5 protein-coding genes are annotated in these 6,642 nt (G+C 64.2%); 4 read left to right on the forward strand and 1 reads right to left on the reverse strand.

The window, feature by feature from the left end:
* Positions 1–445: 445 nt before the first annotated feature.
* From nrdH to nrdE, 3 genes are read left to right on the forward strand one after another with little or no spacing between them, the layout of a single operon-like run.
* The gene (gene nrdH, locus BKH28_RS06880; protein WP_075418100.1) at positions 446–691 is read left to right on the forward strand and encodes a glutaredoxin-like protein NrdH; all 246 of its coding nucleotides are present in this window, start codon (positions 446–448) and stop codon (positions 689–691) included.
* Positions 692–708: 17 nt separating this feature from the next.
* Positions 709–1,119, forward strand: coding sequence for a class Ib ribonucleoside-diphosphate reductase assembly flavoprotein NrdI (gene nrdI, locus BKH28_RS06885; RefSeq protein ID WP_075418101.1), 411 nt, complete (start codon positions 709–711; stop codon positions 1,117–1,119).
* Positions 1,104–3,260, forward strand: coding sequence for a class 1b ribonucleoside-diphosphate reductase subunit alpha (gene nrdE, locus BKH28_RS06890; RefSeq protein WP_075418102.1), 2,157 nt, complete (start codon positions 1,104–1,106; stop codon positions 3,258–3,260). Before nrdI ends, nrdE begins: the two co-directional genes overlap by 16 nt.
* Positions 3,261–3,462: 202 nt before the next feature.
* On the opposite strand, the gene BKH28_RS06895 is transcribed toward nrdE, so the two are convergent.
* A complete protein-coding gene (locus tag BKH28_RS06895) occupies positions 3,463–4,158 on the reverse strand; it encodes an NB-ARC domain-containing protein (RefSeq protein ID WP_075418103.1) in 696 nt (231 codons plus the stop codon).
* 321 nt (positions 4,159–4,479) lie between these two features.
* Here BKH28_RS06895 and BKH28_RS06900 point away from each other — a divergent pair.
* Positions 4,480–6,642, forward strand: a 2,163-nt coding sequence (locus BKH28_RS06900; protein ID WP_075418104.1) for a DUF5979 domain-containing protein, incomplete at its 3' end; no start/stop codon positions are given.

Raw genomic sequence — 6,642 nt, forward strand, 5'->3', positions numbered from 1 at the left:
GCTGGGTGTGGCGACACGCCGAACGGGCACCTCTGAGAGGGTGAATTCTGCGTCTTCATCCCCAGGGCTGGGGGTAGAGCGCCGACGGCGGCGGCCCCTCCCTGTGGTTAAGGGGGCCGAATAGATGTCGTACCCGTGCAGGACCATCGTTGTGCGGATTGTGGAGGTGGGGCCGAGCGTCGCCGGCGAGGCACCCGCGGACTGTCTCCACCAGCCGTCCACAGTGCGGTGAGTGTTTTCCACAGAGGGGAGGGGTGGTGTGCACAGGACCACGTTGGACACAGCATCTTGGGGTGATGGACCCGGATCACCCCAAGGGGTAGTGTCTTGCTCCGCGGGGCCGTTCTGGCCTCCCGTGAATGACAAGCGTGTGGTGCCGCCGGCGCAGTCCCTACCCAGGGACGGGCCGCAGTCACCGCCACCCGACCCTGAGGAAGAGACGGACATGGCGATCACCATCTACAGCAAGCCCAACTGCGTCCAGTGCACGGCCACCTACCGCGCTATGGACAAGGCCGGCCTGTCCTACGAGACGGTGGACATCTCCGTGGACGCCCAGGCCCTCGAGCAGGTCAAGTCCCTGGGGTACGCCCAGGCTCCCGTCGTCGTCGCCGGAGAGGACCACTGGTCCGGTTTCCGTCCGGACAAGATCAAGACCCTCGCCCTGGCCGTCGAGTCCGTCGCGGTCTGAGACCGCGGGGGCGCACTGTGAGTAACAGGCCCCTGCTGGTCTACTTCTCCTCCACCTCGGAGAACACGCACCGATTCGTGGGCAAGCTCGGCTTCCCGACGGCGCGCATCCCTCTGAGGCGCACGGAGCCGCCCCTGACCGTGGACGAGGAGTACGTCCTGGTCGTGCCCACCTACGGTGGCGGCTCCGTCAAGGGGGCGGTGCCCAAGCAGGTCATCGCCTTCCTCAACAACCCGGACAACCGGGCCCTGTGCCGGGGCGTCATCGCCTCGGGCAACACCAACTTCGGCCAGGCCTACTGCCTGGCGGGTGACATCATCGCCAGCAAGCTGGGGGTGCCGTTCCTGTACCGCTACGAGCTGCTCGGCACTCCCACGGACGTCGCACGCGTCAAAGAAGGATTGGAAGACTTTTGGCAGACACGCTGACGGACACCGGCTCAGAGACCGTGTCCTCCCCGGATCTGGACTACCACGCGCTCAACGCGAAGCTGAACCTCTACGACGCGAACGGCAAGATCCAATTCGACGCCGACCATGAGGCGGCTCGGCAGTACTTCCTCCAGCACGTCAACCAGAACACGGTCTTCTTCCACGACCTGGAGGAGAAGCTCGAGTACCTGGTCGAGGAGGGCTACTACGAGGGCCACATCCTGGACAAGTACTCCCCGGAGTTCGTCAAGACCGCCTTCAAGGCCGCCTACGCCCACAAGTTCCGCTTCGAGACCTTCCTGGGCGCCTTCAAGTACTACACGTCCTACACGCTCAAGACCTTCGACGGGAAGCGCTACCTGGAGCGCTTCGAGGACCGCGTCACCATGGTGGCCCTCACCCTGGCCGACGGCGATGAGCAGCTGGCCCTCGACCTCATCGACGAGATGATGTCCGGCCGCTTTCAGCCGGCCACCCCCACCTTCCTCAACGAGGGCAAGGCCCAGCGTGGCGAGCCCGTCTCCTGCTTCCTCGTGCGCATCGAGGACAACATGGAGTCGATCGCCCGCGGCATCAACTCGGCCCTCCAGCTGTCCAAGCGCGGTGGAGGAGTGGCCCTCCTGCTGAGCAACCTGCGGGAGATGGGCGCCCCCATCAAGCGCATCGAGAACCAGTCCAGCGGCGTCATCCCCGTCATGAAGCTGCTGGAGGACTCCTTCTCCTACGCCAACCAGCTCGGGGCCCGCCAGGGCGCGGGGGCCGTGTACCTGCACGCCCACCACCCCGACATCATGCGGTTCCTGGACACCAAGCGTGAGAACGCCGACGAGAAGATCCGCATCAAGACCCTCTCGCTGGGCGTCGTCATCCCGGACATCACCTTCGAGCTGGCCCGCAACAACGAGGACATGTACCTCTTCAGTCCCTACGACGTCGAGCGCGTCTACGGCATGCCTTTCGCGGACATCAACGTCACCGAGAAGTACCGCGAGATGGTGGACGACGGGCGCATCAAGAAGAAGAAGATCAACGCCCGCACCTTCTTCCAGACCCTGGCCGAGATCCAGTTCGAGTCCGGCTACCCGTATGTCATGTTCGAGGACACGGTCAACAGGGCCAACCCCATCAAGGGCAAGGTCGTCATGTCCAACCTGTGCTCCGAGATCCTTCAGGTCTCCGAGCCCAGCGAGCTCAACGAGGACCTCACCTTCGCCCACGTGGGCAAGGACATCTCCTGCAACCTGGGCAGCCTCAACATCGCCAAGACGATGGACTCCCCGGACTTCGCCCGCACGATCCGTACCGCCGTGCGCGGCCTGACCGCCGTCAGCGACCAGACCCACCTGCCCAGCGTGCCCTCCATCGACCGGGGCAACCACGAGTCGCACGCCATCGGTCTGGGGCAGATGAACCTCCACGGCTTCCTGGCGCGCGAGCGCATCCACTACGGCTCCGAGGAGGGCCTGGACTTCACCAACGTCTACTTCGCCAGCGTCCTGTTCGCCGCCCTGACGGCGTCGAACGAGATGGCCGTGGAGCGTGGGGAGAGTTTCGTGGGCTTCGAGGATTCGACCTACGCCAGCGGCGAGTTCTTCGAGAAGTACGTGACCCAGGACTTCGTGCCGGTCACCGAGCGCGTCAAGGAGATCTTCGCGGCCTCCAACGTGCACGTGCCCACACGTGAGGACTGGGCCGAGCTGGCCGACAAGATCAAGAAGGGCGGTCTGTACAACCGCAACCTGCAGGCCGTGCCGCCCACCGGTTCGATCTCCTACATCAACAACTCCACCTCCTCGATCCATCCGATCGTGGCCAAGGTGGAGATCCGCAAGGAGGGCAAGATCGGCCGCGTCTACTACCCGGCGCCCTTCATGACGAATGACAACCTCGAGTACTACCGGGACGCCTACGAGATCGGCCCGGAGAAGATCATCGACACCTACGCCGCGGCCACCCAGCACGTGGACCAGGGGCTGAGTCTCACGCTGTTCTTCCCGGACACGGCCACCACCCGCGACGTCAACCGCGCCCAGATCTACGCCTGGCGTAAGGGCATCAAGACCCTCTACTACATCCGCCTGCGTCAGGCCGCCCTGACCGGTACTGAGGTCGAGGGCTGCGTCTCCTGCATGCTGTGAGGCGGCCACTGTCGGCTGCAGGCCCATGATCGACGTCGGGGCCGAGAGGAAATGGCTCCTCTCGGCCCCGACGTCGTGCTGGATGGGGAGCTATGTGCGTGAACCGCGCCGTAATACGGGGCATTGCCGTCTTAGGAACTGCGTCAGTAGATGGCGTGGACGTCATGCGATCCGGGGCGTGGCTGCCTTACATCGCAAGGCGCTATTCGAGGTTGTTGTTGGAATCGGGTTCGTCCTCGGGCTCGCGCCACACCTCGTCGCAGCGGTGGACGCTTGTGGCGATGAGGCGCGCGTTGGGCAGGTCCACGGTGCGCACCCAGTGACCGGCGTCGAGTGCGTTTTTGCCGAAGTCCTCGTGCCGGTTGATGAGCCGCACCACGAGCACCTCCTCAGGCACGTCGATGTGGATGAGGAGGTCGATCCGCTCCCGTACTGCGCCCCAGCCGCGAGTCTCGAGCGCAAGGTAGTTGCCCTCGGTGACGACGACGCCGGTTCCGGAGACGACGCCCCCGGCCGACACCGACTCGTGCAGGTCCCGCCGATAGACCGGGACGAAGACCTGATGGGCGCCGTCGGCTCGCACCCGATCCAGGGCTGCCAGGTAGCCTTCGACGTCGAAGGTGTCCGGGGCGCCCTTGCGGTTGCGGCGCCCCAGGTCGTCCAGGACGGTATCGGACAGGTGGAAGCCGTCCATGGCGATGAGCCCGGCGAAGAGGTCGGCCTCCTTGAGCCTGCCTTCCAGGTCGGCGGTGATCGTTGACTTCCCCGAACCGGGGGCGCCGGTGAGTCCGACGATGAAGCGTTGGGGTGCGTCGTCGGTCGCCAACCGCTGCGTGAGCTGGTCGACGAGGTTGCTGATAAGGGTGGAGGTCTCGCCCACCCGAACCGTGGGGCTCATGGAACTATTATCTCAGTCAACTATCTGACTGAGGAGCGGACGCGGCATCTGTATCCATTGTGATGCCTTGAAGACCGAGCGCCGGGGAGTAGGTGCTGCGACGTAGGGAAAAAGGGTGTTCCTCAGGGGTGGGGTTGTCGGGCGTGGGCCTGTGATGGCGACTCATAGGCCGGCCGCGGCGGCACGTTTATGCAGGTCGGAGACCTAATGGACGCTGATTCGTGACTGCAGATGAGACCTGCGCTACTGAACCTCATCCTTGGGGAGTCTAGATTCAGATCATTGTAAGCATCTTCTCAGAATTCTCTCGAAAGGTTGTCTGTGTCCACCATCCCTATCCCCAGGGTGCTTGGTACTCCTCGGCGCGCGGTAGGTGCTCTTGTCGCACTCGTCGCGCTCGTCGCCACGCTCCTGACGGTCCTGCCCACGCAGGCCCGAGCCGCCATCAACCCGAAGATCGCCGTCTCCGGCCTGTCGCTCGTGGTCTCCAACGCCAACGGTGTCGAGGAACCCGACAACACCTCGGTCAAGGTCGATGACATCCTCAAGCTGAAGTTCGCCTGGGATGCCCGCAACGCCAAAGTCAAGAGTGGCGACTCCTTCCAGATCCAACTGCCTAAGCAGTTCCGCAACCGGGAGAGCCTCTCCGAGCCGATGAAGGTCTCCCACCAGGGTGCGGAGCACAGCATCGGCGAGTGCGTGATGGACGACCACGCCATCACCTGCACCTTCAACAGCACTCTCGACACCATCGTCGGCCAGGGCTTCACCGGCCTGCGGGGTGACGGGGCGGCGCTGTTGCTGGCCTCTCAGGCCAGTGACTCGGCCAATGTGACGTTCGATGCCAACGGCAAGCAGACCGAGGTGCCCGTGCCCGGCGGCAAGATTGCTGAGAATGTCGGACTTGCATATAAGCCGCAGTGGATGAGCAAGTGGGGCTCCGACATCACTAGCACCTCCAAGAAGGTGGACTGGGCGGTGACCTTCGGGCCTGACCAGGTCAAGGAGGCCCTTGAGAACAATGGCGGTTCGCTGGTCGTGGACGGTAAGACCCGCTCGACCATTACCTTCTCCGACCAGCTCGGTCCCGGACAGGCTTACAATCCGGATAAGAGCGAGTGGAAGCTGAAGATCGGAAACGCTCAGGGACGGAACAGCCTCTACGGCCAGGTCACGGATGCCAGTGGCGCCGACCAGGACACCAGTCAGGGCGACTTCGACCTCGATGTCGCCATCCAGGGCAACACCGCCACCATCACCGTGACCGGCCCCTTCGCGCCGCAGACCAACTACTTCCTCTACTACCCCTCGACCCCCTCCACGGCCGACGGCGTCATCCAGGCCGGCGTGGAGTACACGAACAAAGTCTCTGTGGTGGGGAGCGGCCTGGAGCACACCTACTCGGTGCACTACAGCAAGTCCTTCACCATCAATGTTGAGATGAAGCCCGGATTTGGTGGGCTGGACATCACCAAGCTCCTCACCGGGTCCGAGACCGGCAAGGTGCCGGCCGGCACCACCTTCGAGGTGGGCATCAACTACACCCTGCCCGGCGGTGCCACCGTGGACACCTACCCGGGATGGAAGGCTCCGGGGACCGTCAACCAGGCTCGCACTGGTGGTGCCACCTCCATGACCGTCACCGTTGGTGAGAAGGCCGTGTACAACGGCACCTTCCCGGTTGGGACGGTCCTGACCCTCGACGAGGACACGACGACGGCCTCGGCCACTCCCGCCGGTGTCGCTTGGGGCAGCCACACCTTCGCAGTAGGCGACCAGAACACCAACAGCGTGACCATTGAGGACCAGAAGTCCACTGCCGTCACTCTGCGCAACTCTGCCGACCCCGCCGCTGCGGAAGAGGGTGACTTCACGGTCACCAAGGCTCTGGCCGGTGACGGTGACTTCAGCAAGTCCACCTTCGACTTCACCTACACCTGCACCGACGGCACCGAAGGGTCGCTGACGGTGACCGGAGCCGCGACCTCGGAGAAGTCCAAGAAGGTCAAGGCCGGATCGACCTGCACCATCACCGAGAACAGCGCCAAGGCCGGTCAGGACGGCTACACGCTGACCGCCCCGGCAGCGCAGACCGTGACGATCACCAAGGACCAGACGGCCGCGGTGACGATGACCAACACGTACGCCCGCGACATGGGCACCTTCTCGGTGACTAAGGTCGTCACCGGTCTTGAGTCGGTGGACAACGAGTTCGCCTTCTCCTACACCTGCGACAACAACGTCAAGGGCACGCTGAAGGTCAAGGCCGACGGATCGGTGGCCTCCGGACCCGAGCTGCCCGTGGGTACCAAGTGCACCATCGCAGAGGACGCTCAGTCCGCTCAGGTGAAGGGGTACACCCTGGAGGCGCCCGCCTCCCAGGAAGTGACCATCAGTGAGAAGGAGAAGGCGGTGCTTGTGACCTTCACGAACGCCTACACCCCTGAGCCCTCGCCGTCCCCGACGCCGGAGCCCACACCGGAG

This window comes from Actinomyces oris (assembly GCF_001937665.1).
GTDB classification, from domain to species: Bacteria; Actinomycetota; Actinomycetes; order Actinomycetales; family Actinomycetaceae; genus Actinomyces; species Actinomyces stomatis.

Bases quoted from the DNA above. Each gene is read 5' to 3' on its own strand.
- BKH28_RS06895 (WP_075418103.1), bottom strand. From the start codon at position 4,158: ATGAGCCCCACGGTTCGGGTGGGCGAGACCTCCACCCTTATCAGCAAC.
- nrdH (WP_075418100.1), top strand. From the start codon at position 446: ATGGCGATCACCATCTACAGCAAGCCCAACTGCGTCCAGTGCACGGCC.